The organism is Janthinobacterium sp. NFX145, assembly GCF_049810325.1.
In the GTDB taxonomy this organism is placed as follows: Bacteria; Pseudomonadota; Gammaproteobacteria; order Burkholderiales; family Burkholderiaceae_D; genus Janthinobacterium; species Janthinobacterium rivuli.
This window is the reverse complement of sequence record NZ_CP187360.1, coordinates 5,493,068-5,507,608: the sequence shown is the minus strand read 5'-3', so window position 1 is coordinate 5,507,608 and position 14,541 is coordinate 5,493,068. Positions and strand designations below refer to the sequence as shown.

Sequence of the window (14,541 nt, the reverse complement as noted above, 5' to 3'; positions counted from 1 at the left end):
GCAGCATCGGCGGAACCACCATTTGAGCGTGTAATCTATTAGGAAGTCAACATGAAAACATTTTCCGCTAAAGGACATGAAGTCCAGCGCGATTGGTTCGTGGTTGACGCGACGGACAAAGTCCTCGGACGTGTTGCCAGCGAAGTGGCACTCCGACTGCGCGGCAAACACAAACCAGAATTTACTCCTCACGTCGATACCGGCGACTTTATCGTCGTCATCAACGCAGGCAAACTGCGTGTGACCGGTACCAAAGCTACTGAGAAAATTTACTACCGTCACTCTGGCTATCCAGGCGGCATCTACGAAACCAACTTCCAGAAAATGCAACAGCGTTTTCCAGGTCGCGCGCTTGAGAAAGCGGTCAAGGGCATGCTGCCTAAAGGCCCACTCGGCTACGCAATGATCAAGAAGCTGAAAGTGTACGCGGAAGGTTCCCATCCGCACGCTGCTCAGCAACCTAAAGCACTTGTTCTCTAAGGAACTGACATGATCGGTAATTACAATTATGGAACCGGCCGTCGCAAAAGTGCAGTGGCTCGGGTTTTTATCAAAGTTGGCACAGGCTTGATCGTTGTTAACGGCAAACCAGCAAACGAATACTTTTCGCGCGAAACGGGTCTGATGGTCATCCGTCAACCACTGGAACTGACCGGCAATGTCGAGCGTTTCGACATCAAAGTCAACGTCCATGGCGGCGGTGAGTCGGGCCAGGCTGGTGCAGTTCGTCACGGCATCACCCGCGCTCTGATCGACTACGATGCAGCGTTGAAACCGGAACTGGCGAAAGCCGGCTTCGTGACCCGCGATGCACGTGAAGTCGAGCGTAAAAAAGTTGGTCTGCGCAAAGCACGTCGCGCAAAGCAATTCTCGAAGCGTTAATTTCTACGCTACAGCACCTTTCGGGGTGCTGGTCGAAAAGCCGCTGGACTTCGGTCTCGCGGCTTTTTTGCATTTCAGCGGGATGCGCCGTTGCGCTGTAAAATACGCGAAAACCCGCAGGGGCAGCGTTTCCCCTCATCTTTATGCAATCTTATGCAATCTATACACAAGGAAAGAACATGATCAAAGTTGGCATCGTCGGCGGCACTGGATACACGGGCGTGGAATTGCTGCGCTTGCTCGCTACCCATCCAGATGTCGAGTTGACGGCGATTACCTCGCGCAAGGAAGATGGCTTGCCCGTTGCTGACATGTATCCTTCCCTGCGTGGCCACGTGAAACTGGCGTTTTCCTCGCCCGATAAAGCCAATCTGGAGCAGTGCGACGTGGTCTTCTTTGCCACCCCGCATGGTGTTGCCATGGCGCAAGCACCAGCCCTGCTGGCCGCCGGCGTGAAAGTCATCGACCTGGCCGCCGACTTCCGCCTGAAAGACCAGGCAAAGTTCGAGCAGTGGTACAAGATTCCCCATACGGCGCCAGAGTTGATCGAGCAAGCCGTGTACGGTTTGCCGGAACTGAACCGTGAAGACATCAAGCAAGCCACGCTGATCGCCAACCCCGGTTGCTACCCGACCACCATGCAGCTGGGCTTTTATCCGCTGCTGAAAGCTGGCCTGGTCAACGCGGGCAGCCTGATCGCCGACTGCAAGTCGGGCGTGTCCGGCGCCGGCCGCAAGGCGGAAATCGGCATCCTGTTCTCGGAAAGCAGCGACAGCTTCAAGGCCTATGGCGTGGCCGGTCACCGCCACCTGCCGGAAACGACGGCGCAATTGCAGCGCTTCACGGACGAGAAAGTGGCGCTGACCTTCACGCCGCACCTGGTGCCGATGATACGCGGCATGCATTCGACCCTGTACGCGCAGCTGAACAAGGATGTCAGCAATGAAGAATTGCAATCCTTGTTCGAAGCGCAATACAAGGATGAGCCTTTCGTCGACGTGATGCCTTTCGGCTCGCACCCGGAAACACGCTCCACGCGCGGCTCGAACATGCTGCGCCTGGCCTTGCACCGTCCTGAAGGCGGCAATACCGTCATCGTGCTGGTGGTGCAGGACAATCTGGTCAAGGGCGCGTCGGGCCAGGCCGTGCAATGCATGAACTTGATGTTTGGCTTGAAAGAAACGGCCGGTTTGCAACACATCGCCGTGATGCCGTAACGATAGGCGACGGTGCTTGCGCGGGTCCGGCGCCTTTTTGCCGGACCTGTGATAAATTGGACTGCCACGTACCCCGACAGGATGACGTTCATGTTCGAGCGCAACGCGAAAAACCCCATCGACACCTTGATCGGCGCTGCCACGCGGATCGAGGGCGACCTGCTGTTTTGCGGCGGCTTGCGCATCGACGGCCATGTGCGCGGCAATGTCACGGGCGAGCCGGGCGAGCCCACGTACGTGGTGCTGGGCGAGGCGGGCCGCATCGATGGCGAAGTGCGCTGCTCGAGCCTGGTCGTCAGCGGCGAGATCAATGGTCCCGTGTATGTGTCCGAAATGCTTGAAATCCAGCCAAAAGCCCGCATTGTAGGAGAGGTCTATTACAAGGTGCTGGAAATGCACAGCGGCGCCTTGGTGCAAGGCAAGCTCAGCCGGCACGACAGCGCCGACCCCGTGCTGCACCTGGCCGTATCGGAAATGTGAGCAGGAACAACACCGTCCAGCCGCATCAGCGGCGGCCGCAGCGCGAGTTGCGCCAACAGTCTATAATGACTTAATGTTTTCTAGTAGGAGTGCCTGATATGAATGCCGTCGCTGAAATGCAAGATGTGATCCCTTCCCCTATTATCTTTACCGATAGCGCCGCTGAAAAAGTCGCGCAGCTGATCGAAGAAGAAGGCAATCCCGACCTGAAATTGCGCGTATTCGTGCAGGGCGGCGGCTGCTCCGGCTTCCAGTATGGCTTCACCTTCGACGAAATCGTCAACGAAGATGACACCACCATGGTCAAGAACGGCGTCCAGCTGTTGATCGATTCCATGAGCTACCAGTACCTGGTCGGCGCGGAAATCGACTACAAGGATGACCTGGAAGGTGCGCAGTTCGTGATTAAAAACCCTACCGCGACGTCCACCTGCGGTTGCGGTTCGTCCTTCTCCGTTTAAGTACTAAACGGGGCAAGTAAGAAAATAGCGGATCATCGATCCGCTATTTGTGTTTCTACATCTGCTCAACGCGGATATAGCGCACCGAGCACGCGTAAGCCCGCCGCTCCCGTCACGGCCGGCAAATTGCCCGGCTTGCGCTGCGTAAAACGCCAGGCCAGCCACGCAAAGGCCAGCGCCTCGACCTGGCTCGGCGCCACGCCCAGCGCTTCGGTCGACTCCACCGCCATGCCCGGCAATGCACGGTCCAGCGCCGCCATCAGGCTGGCGTTCTGCGCGCCGCCGCCACATACATAGACCGTTTCCGCCTGCGTGCCGTCGCGCAAGATGGCATGCGCCAGACTGGCGGCCGTCAGCTGCGTCAGGGTCGCCTGCACGTCGGCAGGCTTGGCCTGCGGGTAGTTGCTCAGCTTGTCCTGCAACCAGTCGGCATGGAACAGGTCGCGTCCCGTGCTTTTCGGCGCCGGCAAGTCAAAATACGGGTCGTTGAGCAATTCCGCCAGCAGGGCGGGGATGACCTGCCCTGTCGCTGCCCAGGCGCCGTCGGCGTCGTAAGGCTGGCCCAGGTGTTGCAAAACCCATCCATCCATCAGCGCATTGCCGGGCCCCGTGTCGTAGCCCGTCACCGTGCCGTCCGCGTGCAGCACGCTGATATTGCTGATGCCGCCGATATTGGCCAGCACGCGCGTGTGGCCTGGCACATTGAAAATGGCCTGGTGAAAAGCGGGCACCAGCGGCGCGCCTTGGCCGCCGGCCGCCACGTCGCGGCTGCGCAAGTCGGCGATGACGTCGATGCCCGTCAGTTCAGCCAGCAGGGCTGGGTTGTTCAGCTGGCGCGTAAAGCCCAGCTCGGGGCGGTGGCGGATGGTCTGTCCATGCGCGCCGATGGCGGCAACGGCGTCCGGGCCGATTCCCGCATTGCTCAGGAGCATGGCGACGCAATCGGCGTAATGGCGCACGAGTTGGTTTGCCGCCAGCGCTTCGCGTTCGATTTCATTCTGGCCGGCACTTTGCAACGCCATCAGGTCGGCGCGCAGGCTGGCGGGGAAGGGAATGTACGCGTCGCCCAGGCTGCGCGTGCCGCCATCGTCGGAAAAGTCGACCAGCGCGCCGTCGACGCCATCGAGGCTGGTGCCCGACATTAAACCGATATACAGCATGGAGTGTTCCTTGAGTGCGTCAGTGATGGATGCATTGTGCCGGATTTTCCTGCACACATAAAACAAAGGCACCGGCCATTTGCATGGGCGGTGCCTTTATATGTTGCCCGAAGGCGGTATTGCTTAGCGCGAAGCCAGTGCCGTGTCGTTCGGACGCAGCAGGGTGAAGCGGTGCATCATGTCAGCCGACACCATGCGGAAGCGGCTCAGCTCAGCGGCCGTCAATGGCGCCTGGGCTTGTACGTTCAGCTTGCTTGGGTCTTGTGCCACGCCGCCGACGCGGAATTCATAGTGCAAATGGGCGCCCGTCGACCAGCCGGTGGTGCCGACGTAGCCGATCACATCGCCCTGGCTGACTTTTTGACCTTTTTTCAGGCCCGAAGCGAAGCGGCTCATGTGTGCGTAGGCGGTGGTGTAGTTGGCCCAGTGTTTCAGGACAACAACATTGCCATAGCCGTTTTGGCTGCCGACGGAATCGACCACGCCGTCGCCCGAAGCGCGGATAGGGGTGCCCGTTGCTGCAGCGAAATCGATGCCCTTGTGCGCTTTCCAGTTGCCGGAAATCGGGTGCACGCGCATGGAGAAGCCGGACGAGATGCGGGAGAATTCGAGGGGGGATTTCAGGAAGGCTTTTTTGAGGGACTTGCCGTCGAAACTGTAGTAACCGCCGCCTTGCTTGCTGGCTGGGTCTTCGAACCAAACGGACTGGTAAGTCGTGCCGCGGTTGGTGAATTCACCGGCCAGGATGCGGCCCGCTCGGACAAATTCGCCATCTTGCCAGAATGTTTCGTAGACAACATTGAACGAGTCGCCGCGTTTCAGGTCGGAGCGGAAATCGATATTGGTGGAGAACATTTCCACGATTTGCGCGGAAATCGAGTCTGGCAGGCGCGTGCCGTCCAGGCTGGAGTCGGTGGCGGCGAACAGGGTGGAAGTAATCTTGCGCGCGTGCATTTCAACGCGGCGTTCCAGCTGGGCTGCCACTTCCGTGGCCACGAACTTGTCGCCCTTGCGGGTGATCAGGATGTTCTTGACCGATTTGTCCGTGCCATCGACGAGGGTGGCGCGCATCCAGTTGAGGTCGCCGTTTTCGGACGTTTGCGCTTGTACGCGCTTGCCCGATTTCAGCAACATCACGCCGCGCGCGATCTTGTCGGTTTTGATGAAATTGGCGGCCACAGGATCATCCACGCCGAGACGGGTCAGCAAGGTGGCGAGGGTATCGCCAGCGCGGACTTTTTCTTCGTGGGTGAAATTCTGGTCTACCTGTTCCATCGCGGAAATTTGCGAGGCGAGATCAGGCATTTCCAGGTTCTGGGCGATGGACGTGACCGGCAAGTCCGATGCGTCGGGCGCCATGGGCGACACAGCGACCGCGCCGAAGGCGGCCACGGCGAGCAGCACCGCGGAAGCACCGATAATGCGTGCCTTGCGGGTCGTCGTCAGCTGTGTGTACAAGCGTGAGCCTGTGATTTTATGTATAGGGTTCATGCAATCAGTTAAAATTTGCCCTTGAACGATTCGTGAACTAGTGCTCTTTGTTATTGTTATTTTGGTTCGTTTTCATACGGCAAGATTGATGGGATCGAGCATTATAGCAAACTCCGCAAACCTACTACCATTTTGAGATCTACAGTCAAATTTTATGGAAATCAACACCACCGCATCGCCTACAAAGGCTAACGCCGCTCAGACCGCGCTTGTGCTGTCGGACAGAGTACAAGAAGCCCTCGCGATTACCAAGCGTGGCGTCGACGAACTCTTGATCGAAAGCGAATTTGCGCAAAAATTAGCCCGCTCCGAGAAAACCGGTGTTCCACTGCGCATCAAACTGGGCCTGGACCCGACTGCACCCGACTTGCATCTGGGCCACACTGTCGTGCTGAACAAGATGCGCCAGCTGCAAAACCTCGGCCATCAAGTCATTTTCCTCATCGGCGACTTCACGTCCATGATCGGCGACCCTTCGGGCCGCAACGTCACGCGCCCGCCGTTGACCAAGGAACAGATCGAGATTAACGCGATGACGTATTTCGCGCAAGCATCTTTAGTGTTGGACGCCAGCAAGACCGAAATCCGCTATAACTCCGAGTGGTGCGATCCGCTGGGCGCGCGCGGCATCATCCAGCTCGCTTCCCACTACACGGTGGCGCGCATGATCGAGCGCGACGACTTCACCAAGCGCTTCCAGGGCGGCATTCCTATTTCCGTCCATGAATTCCTGTACCCGCTGATGCAAGGTTACGACTCGGTGGCCCTGAAATCGGACCTGGAACTGGGCGGCACGGACCAGAAGTTCAACCTGCTGGTGGGCCGCGAACTGCAAAAGCAGTATGGACAGGAGCAGCAGTGTATTTTGACCATGCCGCTGCTGGAAGGTTTGGACGGCGTGGAAAAAATGTCCAAGTCGAAGAATAACTACATCGGCATCACGGAACCGGGCAACACCATGTTCGCCAAGCTGATGAGCATTTCCGACGTCATGATGTGGCGCTACTACGAGCTGCTGTCGTGGCGCTCGATCGCCGAACTGGCGCAGCTGAAGCGCGAAGTCGAGGAAGGCCGCAATCCGCGCGATGCCAAGGTTGCGCTGGCGCAAGAGATCGTCGCCCGCTTCCACTCGCAGCAGGCGGCCGAAGATGCGCTGGCCGACTTCGTCAACCGCTCGAAGGGCGGCATCCCCGACGATATCCCGGAAGTGAGCCTGGCTGGCGCACCGCTGGGCATCCCGCAGCTGCTGAAACAGGCTGGCCTGTGCCCGTCCACGTCGGAAGCCATGCGCAAGATCGACCAGGGCGGCGTGCGCATCGACGGCACCGTCATCAGCGACAAGGGCTTGCAAGTGGACGCCGGCCAGTTCGTGTTGCAAGTTGGCAAGCGCAGTTTCGCGCGCGTCACCTTGACGGCATGATCGCGCTGCTGCAGCGCGTGACCCAGGCGAAAGTCGACGTTGCCGGCGCCACCATCGGCGCCATCGACGCCGGCCTGATGGTGCTCGTGTGCGCGGAGCGGGGCGATACGGAGAAGGAAGCGGACGCCCTGCTGAGCAAGCTGCTCGGTTACCGCGTGTTTGCCGACGAGGCGGGCAAGATGAACCGCAGCGTGACGGACGTGGCCGGCGGCCTGCTGCTGGTGCCCCAGTTTACCCTGGCGGCCGACACCAAGTCCGGCACGCGCCCGTCATTCACGCCGGCGGCCGCGCCGCAGGACGGCTTGCGCCTGTTCACGCATTTCGTGCACCAGGCGCGCAGCCGCCATGCGACCGTGCAAACGGGGCAGTTTGGCGCCGACATGCAAGTGTCGCTGACGAACGACGGTCCGGTGACCTTCTGGCTGCAAGTGAACGCAAAGCAATAATTATAAAGAGGAGCAAGCGATGAAATTGTGGAGCGAGACGTTTCGTGATGGCGGCCTGATGCCGGCCGACTATGCTTTTGCCGAGATCGATCCGGCCAGCCGCGTGCGCCTCGCCGGCAACCGCAATCCCCATCTGGCCTGGGACGAGGTGCCCAACGGCACCGAGTCGCTGGCCCTCTTTTGCATCGACCCTGATGCGCCGCAAGACGCCAGCCTGGCCAATGTTGAAGGCCAGGCCCTGTCACTGACGGCGCTGCGCGGCGATTTTTATCATTGGAGCTTGCTCGATATTCCCCTGGCCATGCGCGCGATTGCCGCCGGAGAGTTTTCCAGTGGCATCACGCCGCGTGGCAAGGCTGCGAGTTCTGGCCTGCGCCAGGGCCTCAACGATTACACGGGCTGGTTTGCCGGCGATGCCGCCATGGCCGGCGATTACTATGGCTATGATGGCCCGTGCCCGCCGTGGAATGACGAGCGCATCCACCACTATATCTTCCGCCTGTATGCGCTCGACGTGCCGCGTCTGGCCTTGCCCGAGCGTTTTACAGGGCAGCAAGCGCATGCCGCCCTGTACGGCCACATCCTCGACGAAGCCCAGCTCGTCGTCGCCTATTCGCTCAATCCCGAGTTGGCAGTTACCCTGAAGAAATAAAGCATGAGCACCACGATTTTATTGATACGCCATGGCGAAACGGCCTGGAATGCGGGCCGCCGCCTGCAGGGCCATATCGACATCGCCTTGAACGAGGCGGGCCTGGCGCAAGCTTGCGCGCTGGGGCAGGCGCTGGCCGATGAGCCGCTGGCCGCCATCCTCGCCAGCGATTTGCAGCGCGCGCGGCAGACGGCGCAAGCCGTGGCCGACGTGAAAGATTTACCCGTGCAAACGGACTCCTTGCTGCGCGAGCGCTGCTATGGCGCTTTCGAAGGCTTGCTGTATGCGGACATTGCCGCGCGCTATCCGCACGAGTATGCGCAATGGCAATCGCGCCAGATCGACGCCGTGATGCCGTCGGGCGAGCGCCAGGCCGAAAGTTTCCGCCAGTTTTATGCGCGCGCGAATGGCGCCATCGCCCGCTGGGCCCGGCAGTACGACGGTCAGACGATCGCCATCGTGGCCCACGGCGGCGTGCTCGAGTGCGCCTACCGCGAGGCGGTCGGCATGACGCTCGACAGCCCGCGCGACTTCCAAGTCAAAAATGCCAGCGTCAACCGTTTTTCTTACGCGGACGGCAAGCTGCATTTGGTGCACTGGGGAAATATCGAGCACCTGAGCGCGCCCGCGATGGACGAGCTGGGCTAAGCCCTATAAGCGGCCCCATCGTCACTCTGACGCACTGAGCTAAAAAAATAGTGCTTATTAATTAGGCAGGGAATCGGTTAAAATAGCAGGTTCCTCCGTCCATTCCAGGTTCCTCAGTGCAAATCGGCCCTCACATTCTGCGCAATAACGTTTTCGTCGCTCCCATGGCGGGCGTGACGGATCGGCCTTTCCGCCAGTTGTGCAAGCAGTTGGGGGCAGGCTACGCCGTGTCGGAGATGGCGGCGTCGAATCCGCGCCTGTGGGCAACGGAAAAAAGCTCGCGGCGTACGGACCACGAAGGCGAAATGGAGCCGAAAGCCGTGCAGATTGCCGGCGCCGATCCGCAAGACCTGGCCGACTGCGCCAAGTTCAACGTGGACCGGGGCGCGCAGATCATCGACATCAACATGGGTTGCCCCGTCAAAAAGGTGTGCAACAGCTGGTGCGGTTCGGCCCTGCTGCAAAACGAAAGCCTGGTGGAAAAAATCTTGCACGCCGTCGTCAATGCCGTCGACGTGCCCGTCACCCTGAAATTTCGCACGGGCTGGAACCGCGAAAACAAGAACGCCTTGAAAATCGCCCGCATCGCCGAGCAAGCCGGCATCCAGATGCTGACCCTGCACGGCCGTACGCGCGCCGATGGCTACAAGGGCGATGCCGAATATGAAACCATTGCCGCCGTGAAAGCATCGGTGGGCATTCCCGTGGTGGCCAACGGCGACATTACCAGTCCGGAAAAGGCCCGCTTTGTGCTCGATCAAACGGGCGCCGATGCCGTCATGATCGGCCGCGCGGCGCAGGGCCGGCCGTGGATTTGCCGTGAAATCGACCATTTTTTGCGCACCGGCACTTTGCTGCCGGCGCCGTACGTGGATGAAGTGCGTAGCCTGATGGATGAGCATTTGCGCGCCCATTACGCGTTTTACGGGGAATTTCTCGGCGTGCGCACGGCGCGCAAGCACATCGGCTGGTATGTGAAGGATCTGGAAGGCGGCGAAGCGTTCCGGCAGCAAATGAACTTGCTGGAGTCGACGGACGCGCAGTTGCTGGCCGTCGATCAATTTTTTGAGTCGCAATGGAAATTTGGCGAACGGTTACAATACCGCCTCTCCGAATCCAGTGAAAGTGGCCTGATCGATGTGATCAAACCGATGGCCACGGCAGCATGAACAGATAGCAACAAGCAGGGTAGTCAGTTGTCGGCAGTACAAGGGCGAGCGCCTATACAGAGCGTCATGCAATATTAATTACAACACCGAGGCAAGAGGGCAGCACGCGGACCGCATGAGCGGCGCGGTGCCGGATGGCCAGGTGTTCAGCCGGTTGAAGCATACAAATGAGCAAAGAAAGCATTCAGGAAGTCGTACAGAAAAGTCTAGAAGATTACTTCAATGACCTGGGCGAACAGCAAGCATCGAATATCTACGACATGGTCGTGCTGACCGTGGAAAAGCCCATCCTGGAAGTCGTGATGACACGCGCCGATGGCAACCAGTCGCACGCCGCGCAGATGCTGGGCATCAACCGCAATACCCTGCGCAAGAAATTGCAGGAGCACGGTTTGCTGTAATGCCGGCATGCAAGTGACGCCAAGATTTGAATCCGCCGCAGCGGGCCCAGCCTGATAGCTGACCGCTGTGCCATTCGCCAAGAACACTTAACCACCTAGCCACAGCCATGATCAAACAAGCTCTCCTCTCCGTTTCCGACAAGACCGGCGTTCTCGAATTCGCCCGCGCCCTGTCCGCCCTCGGCGTCAACCTCCTGTCCACGGGTGGCACCGCCAAATTGCTGGCAGACAACGGTGTTCCTGTGACGGAAGTTGCCGATTACACGGGTTTCCCGGAGATGCTCGATGGCCGTGTGAAGACCCTGCACCCTAAAGTGCACGGCGGTATCCTGGCGCGCCGCGATTTCCCTGAACATATGTCGAAACTGGTCGAGCACGATATGCCGACCATCGACATGGTGGTGGTCAACCTGTACCCGTTCCAGGGCACGGTCGCCAAGGCCGATTGCACTCTGGAAGACGCGATCGAAAACATCGATATCGGCGGCCCGACCATGCTGCGTTCGGCAGCCAAGAACCACAAGGACGTGGTCGTCATCTGCGATCCGACCGACTACGACGCGGTGCTGGCGGAAATGCGCTCGGTCGACGGCAAGGCAGGCGACGTCAGCTATGACACCAAGTTCATGCTGGCGAAAAAAGTCTTTGCGCACACGGCGCAATACGATGGCGCCATCACCAACTACCTGACGAGCCTGGGCCCGACGAAAGTGCACGCCGAGCGCGGCGCTTATCCGCAAATCCTGAACGTGGCCTTTGAAAAAGTGCAAGACATGCGCTACGGTGAAAACCCGCACCAGAGCGCCGCCTTCTACCGCGACCTCGTCACCACCGACGGCGCGCTGGCCAACTATCGCCAGCTGCAAGGTAAGGAATTGTCGTACAACAACATCGCCGACGCTGATGCTGCCTGGGAATGCGTGAAGAGCATGGGCGGCTTCGAGCAGAGCGCCGCTTGCGTCATCGTCAAGCACGCGAACCCATGCGGCGTCGCCCTGGGCAAGAATGCGGCCGAAGCGTATGCGCGCGCCCTGCAGACGGACCCGACCTCGGCATTTGGCGGCATCATCGCCTTCAACACGGAACTCGATGGCGCCACCGCTGGCGAGATCGCCAAGCTGTTCGTCGAAGTGCTGATCGCCCCGTCGTTCTCCGCCGAAGCGAAACAGATTCTGTCGAGCAAGCAAAACGTGCGCATGCTGGAAATCCCGCTGGGCAGCGGCGTGCACGCCATGGACTTCAAGCGCGTCGGTGGCGGCTTGCTGGTGCAATCGCCGGACGCGAAAAACGTCGGTATCGGCGACTTGCGCGTGGTCAGCAAACTGCAGCCAACGCCGCAGCAACTGGCCGACCTGATGTTCGCCTGGAAAGTGGCGAAATTCGTCAAATCGAACGCCATCGTCTTCTGCGGCAATAACATGACGCTGGGCGTGGGCGCAGGCCAGATGAGCCGCATCGACTCGGCCCGCATCGCTTCCATCAAGGCGCAAAACGCCGGCCTGAGCCTGACCGGTTCCGTCGTGGCGTCGGACGCCTTCTTCCCGTTCCGTGATGGCCTGGACGTCGTCGTTGACGCGGGCGCGACCTGCGTCATCCACCCGGGCGGCTCGATGCGCGACCAGGAAGTGATCGATGCGGCGGACGAGCGCGGTGTCGTGATGTTGTACACGGGTACGCGTCATTTCCGTCATTAATAAGGCGGCCTAAACCTACTGCGCGGCGCGGGGCGCGGCCTGCGATGCTCACTGTGCTCTAGCACAGTTGCGCTTCTCGGCCACGCCGCATCGCCGCTCGCTACGGTTTATCCCACCTTATTGAAAGGTGGTCAAACGGCAGGCACCGGTTATTCACCGGTGCCTGCCGTATTCATTATAGAATCTGGCGATGATTATTCTTGGCATCGATCCTGGCCTGCGCACGACCGGCTTTGGGGTCATTGAAAAACTTGGCAACAAGCTGCGCTATATTGCGTCGGGGACCGTCAAGACGGGTTCCGAAGGGGAATTGCCGCCGCGCCTGAAGGTCATCCTGCGGGGCGTGAGCGAAATCGTCGGCACCTACCAGCCCGATTGCGCGGCCATCGAAAAAGTGTTTGTCAACGTCAATCCCCAATCGACCTTGCTGCTGGGCCAGGCGCGTGGCGCGGCCATTTGCGCGCTCGTCCATGCTGACCTGTCGGTGGCCGAGTACACGGCGTTGCAAGTGAAGCAGGCCGTCACGGGCCACGGCAAGGCGGCCAAGGAGCAGGTGCAGGACATGGTGTCGCGGCTGCTGTCCTTGCCCGGCTTGCCCGGCTCGGATGCGGCCGATGCCCTGGGCGTGGCCATTTGCCATGCCAACAGCATCGATGCGCTGGCCATGCTCGGCGCGCTGGCGCCGCAACTTCAGGGTTTGCGCATGAAGCGCGGCCGTTTAGTTGGATAATCACTCTGAAATTTAACATTAGGAACACGCGATGATAGGCCGTCTCTCCGGTATTTTGCTTGAAAAGAATCCGCCACAATTGCTGGTCGATTGCCAGGGCGTCGGCTATGAAGTCGACGTGCCGATGAGCACCTTTTATAACTTGCCCCATGTGGGCGAAAAAGTCGTGCTGTTTACGCACCAGGCCATCCGCGAAGATGCGCATTTGCTGTTTGGCTTTGGCAATACGGCCGAGCGGGCCGTGTTCCGCCAGTTGATCAAGATCACGGGCGTGGGCGCGCGCATGGCCTTGTCGATTCTCTCCGGCATGACGATTGCCGACCTGGCGCAAGCGATCACCTTGCAAGATTCCGGCCGTCTGGTCAAAGTGCCGGGCATCGGCAAGAAGACGGCGGAACGGCTGTTGCTGGAATTGAAGGGCAAGATCGGTGCCGATCTTGGTCCGCTGGGCGCGCACGCGGCGCCGGACGCGCAATCGGATATCCTCAACGCATTGGTCGCGCTCGGCTATTCGGACAAGGAAGCGCTGGCCGCCGTGAAGAACGTGCCGGCCGGTACCGGCGTGTCGGACGGCATCAAACTGGCGCTGAAAGCGCTGTCGAAAGGCTGATAGGGCATGAGCATCCAGACCGACAGCTTCACGGAACAGCGCATCATCGACGCGGCGCCCATCTCGCACAATGAAGAGGCGATCGAACGGGCCTTGCGTCCCAAGCAGCTCGATGAGTATGTAGGACAGGAAAAGATCCGCGACCAGCTCGAGATTTTCATCACGGCCGCGCGCCAGCGCAAGGAAGCGCTCGACCACACCTTGCTGTTCGGCCCGCCGGGCCTGGGCAAGACGACCCTGGCGCACATCATCGCGCGCGAAATGGGCGTCAACTTGCGCCAGACTTCCGGTCCCGTACTCGAGCGTCCAGGCGACCTGGCGGCGATCCTGACGAACCTGGAAGCGAACGACGTTCTGTTCATCGATGAAATCCACCGGCTGTCGCCGGTCGTCGAGGAAATTTTATATCCGGCGCTTGAGGATTATCAGATCGATATCATGATCGGCGAAGGCCCGGCCGCCCGTTCCGTGAAACTCGATCTGCAACCGTTTACATTGGTCGGCGCCACCACGCGCGCCGGCATGCTGACCAACCCGCTGCGCGACCGCTTCGGCATCGTCGCGCGCTTGGAGTTCTACAACACGGGCGAATTGACGAAGATCGTCACGCGCAGCGCCGCCTTGCTGAAAGCGCCGATCGATCCGGAAGGCGCGCACGAAATCGCCCAGCGCGCGCGCGGCACGCCGCGCATCGCCAACCGCTTGCTGCGCCGCGTGCGTGACTTCGCGGAAGTCAAAAGCAATGGCGAGATCACCAAGGTGGTGGCCGACCGCGCGCTGGCCATGCTCGACGTCGATTCCGCCGGCTTCGACGTGATGGACCGCAAGCTGCTTGAAGCCGTGCTGTTCAAGTTCGGCGGCGGCCCCGTCGGCATCGGCAACCTGGCCGCCGCCATCGGCGAAGCGGCCGATACCATCGAAGACGTGCTGGAACCGTATCTGATACAGCAAGGTTTCCTGCAGCGCACGCCGCGTGGCCGTGTCGCCACGCCGGCCGCCTATTTGCACTTCGGCGTCAGCGCACCGCGCATTGGCCCGGGCGGCGAAGCGTGGGAACTGTGATGGCGCAAGAAGGTATGC

General features: G+C 60.1%; 17 protein-coding genes. 15 read left to right on the top strand and 2 right to left on the bottom strand.

Features of this window, described 5'->3' with window-relative positions; genetic code table 11:
• Positions 1-51: 51 nt before the first annotated feature.
• The 5 genes from rplM to erpA all read left to right on the top strand — a co-directional run bounded on the left by rplM (position 52) and on the right by erpA (position 3,040).
• Positions 52-480 carry a 50S ribosomal protein L13 gene (rplM, locus tag ACPJXG_RS24650; RefSeq protein WP_010393282.1) on the top strand — a complete coding sequence of 143 codons (429 nt, stop codon included), beginning with the start codon at positions 52-54 and terminating at the stop codon, positions 478-480.
• A 9-nt stretch (positions 481-489) separates the two neighbouring features.
• Positions 490-882 (top strand): 30S ribosomal protein S9, encoded by a 393-nt coding sequence (gene rpsI, locus ACPJXG_RS24645; RefSeq protein ID WP_010393285.1) that lies wholly within the window; start codon positions 490-492, stop codon positions 880-882.
• Positions 883-1,061: 179 nt separating this feature from the next.
• Positions 1,062-2,099: an N-acetyl-gamma-glutamyl-phosphate reductase gene (gene argC, locus ACPJXG_RS24640; protein ID WP_176389146.1), complete on the top strand. Its 1,038-nt coding sequence runs from the start codon at positions 1,062-1,064 to the stop codon at positions 2,097-2,099.
• Between the two features lie 90 nt (positions 2,100-2,189).
• The gene (locus tag ACPJXG_RS24635) at positions 2,190-2,579 is read left to right on the top strand and encodes a bactofilin family protein (protein WP_035828615.1); all 390 of its coding nucleotides are present in this window, start codon (positions 2,190-2,192) and stop codon (positions 2,577-2,579) included.
• Positions 2,580-2,677: 98 nt separating this feature from the next.
• Positions 2,678-3,040, top strand: a complete 363-nt coding sequence (gene erpA, locus ACPJXG_RS24630) for an iron-sulfur cluster insertion protein ErpA (protein ID WP_029496047.1) — start codon at positions 2,678-2,680, stop codon at positions 3,038-3,040.
• Positions 3,041-3,105: 65 nt separating this feature from the next.
• Here erpA and ACPJXG_RS24625 read toward each other — a convergent pair whose 3' ends face one another.
• Together ACPJXG_RS24625 and ACPJXG_RS24620 are read right to left on the bottom strand one after the other, a co-directional pair.
• Positions 3,106-4,200 carry an anhydro-N-acetylmuramic acid kinase gene (locus ACPJXG_RS24625; RefSeq protein WP_425252602.1) on the bottom strand — a complete coding sequence of 365 codons (1,095 nt, stop codon included), beginning with the start codon at positions 4,198-4,200 and terminating at the stop codon, positions 3,106-3,108.
• Between the two features lie 123 nt (positions 4,201-4,323).
• Positions 4,324-5,691: a M23 family metallopeptidase gene (locus ACPJXG_RS24620; protein ID WP_099403330.1), complete on the bottom strand. Its 1,368-nt coding sequence runs from the start codon at positions 5,689-5,691 to the stop codon at positions 4,324-4,326.
• A gap of 154 nt (positions 5,692-5,845) precedes the next feature.
• Between ACPJXG_RS24620 and tyrS the strand changes: the two genes are divergently transcribed.
• The 10 genes from tyrS to ruvB all read left to right on the top strand — a co-directional run bounded on the left by tyrS (position 5,846) and on the right by ruvB (position 14,523).
• Positions 5,846-7,111, top strand: coding sequence for a tyrosine--tRNA ligase (gene tyrS / locus ACPJXG_RS24615; RefSeq protein ID WP_402720184.1), 1,266 nt, complete (start codon positions 5,846-5,848; stop codon positions 7,109-7,111).
• On the top strand, positions 7,108-7,557 hold the full coding sequence (gene dtd, locus ACPJXG_RS24610) for a D-aminoacyl-tRNA deacylase (RefSeq protein ID WP_425252601.1): 450 nt from the start codon (positions 7,108-7,110) through the stop codon (positions 7,555-7,557). Before tyrS ends, dtd begins: the two co-directional genes overlap by 4 nt.
• A gap of 19 nt (positions 7,558-7,576) precedes the next feature.
• Positions 7,577-8,209, top strand: coding sequence for a YbhB/YbcL family Raf kinase inhibitor-like protein (locus tag ACPJXG_RS24605; protein ID WP_425252600.1), 633 nt, complete (start codon positions 7,577-7,579; stop codon positions 8,207-8,209).
• Between the two features lie 3 nt (positions 8,210-8,212).
• Positions 8,213-8,857: a histidine phosphatase family protein gene (locus ACPJXG_RS24600; RefSeq protein ID WP_425252599.1), complete on the top strand. Its 645-nt coding sequence runs from the start codon at positions 8,213-8,215 to the stop codon at positions 8,855-8,857.
• 116 nt (positions 8,858-8,973) lie between these two features.
• The gene (dusB, locus tag ACPJXG_RS24595) at positions 8,974-10,026 is read left to right on the top strand and encodes a tRNA dihydrouridine synthase DusB (RefSeq protein ID WP_099379940.1); all 1,053 of its coding nucleotides are present in this window, start codon (positions 8,974-8,976) and stop codon (positions 10,024-10,026) included.
• Positions 10,027-10,193: 167 nt separating this feature from the next.
• Positions 10,194-10,427, top strand: coding sequence for a helix-turn-helix domain-containing protein (locus ACPJXG_RS24590; protein ID WP_008445162.1), 234 nt, complete (start codon positions 10,194-10,196; stop codon positions 10,425-10,427).
• 107 nt (positions 10,428-10,534) lie between these two features.
• Complete coding sequence (gene purH / locus ACPJXG_RS24585; RefSeq protein ID WP_425252598.1) at positions 10,535-12,121, top strand: bifunctional phosphoribosylaminoimidazolecarboxamide formyltransferase/IMP cyclohydrolase; 1,587 nt, start codon at positions 10,535-10,537, stop codon at positions 12,119-12,121.
• 190 nt (positions 12,122-12,311) lie between these two features.
• A complete protein-coding gene (gene ruvC, locus ACPJXG_RS24580; protein ID WP_099403326.1) occupies positions 12,312-12,851 on the top strand; it encodes a crossover junction endodeoxyribonuclease RuvC in 540 nt (179 codons plus the stop codon).
• A 31-nt stretch (positions 12,852-12,882) separates the two neighbouring features.
• Positions 12,883-13,461, top strand: a complete 579-nt coding sequence (gene ruvA, locus ACPJXG_RS24575; RefSeq protein ID WP_099403325.1) for a Holliday junction branch migration protein RuvA — start codon at positions 12,883-12,885, stop codon at positions 13,459-13,461.
• Positions 13,462-13,467: 6 nt separating this feature from the next.
• A complete protein-coding gene (gene ruvB / locus ACPJXG_RS24570; protein ID WP_278317738.1) occupies positions 13,468-14,523 on the top strand; it encodes a Holliday junction branch migration DNA helicase RuvB in 1,056 nt (351 codons plus the stop codon).
• Positions 14,524-14,541: the final 18 nt, after the last annotated feature.